The sequence below is a fragment of the Pseudoalteromonas sp. S4492 genome (genome assembly GCF_005886115.1).
In the GTDB taxonomy this organism is placed as follows: Bacteria; Pseudomonadota; Gammaproteobacteria; order Enterobacterales; family Alteromonadaceae; genus Pseudoalteromonas; species Pseudoalteromonas gelatinilytica.
In genome coordinates this window covers 1-420 of record NZ_PNCP01000153.1, presented here as the reverse complement: position 1 = coordinate 420, position 420 = coordinate 1, and the positions used below count along the sequence as shown (strand labels likewise).

Below are 420 nucleotides of genomic sequence, written 5' to 3'. Positions count from 1 at the left end.
GCTAGGTGCTAGGTGCTAGGCTTTAGGTGCAAATATAAGATATCGAGTTTCTTCTTTGAGCCATGTTTATTAAGAACAAAGCCCGAGAGTGCGAAGCTCTGAATTAAAAAGATATTATCTATTTGTCGTTTGCTACTTTTTCATCAAACCAAACATGTTCTTGCTCTCCACCCAGCATGAATCGATAACCAGGTGGCAAAGCCATATAAATAGCTACTTCAGGTCTATATTTTACAATATGAGTAAAGTGAACCGTTTTTAAACTCGAAATATCTCCATTATATTCGTCAGTGGTTAACCACCAACCGCTCATATGGTCCGGTGAAGGGTAACGAACTCCTTCTAAAGGCAGCCCCTCATATACACCGTCAGATATTACTACCATTTGCTCCTCGTCAACTGGTGTATATTGTGCACTAT

1 protein-coding gene is annotated in these 420 nt (G+C 39.8%); it reads right to left on the bottom strand.

Annotation, left to right across the window (positions count from 1 at the left end):
- Positions 1 to 118 precede the first annotated feature (118 nt).
- Positions 119 to 420, bottom strand: a 302-nt coding sequence (locus CWC28_RS21240; protein WP_138625744.1) for an immunity protein Imm33 domain-containing protein, incomplete at its 5' end; no start/stop codon positions are given.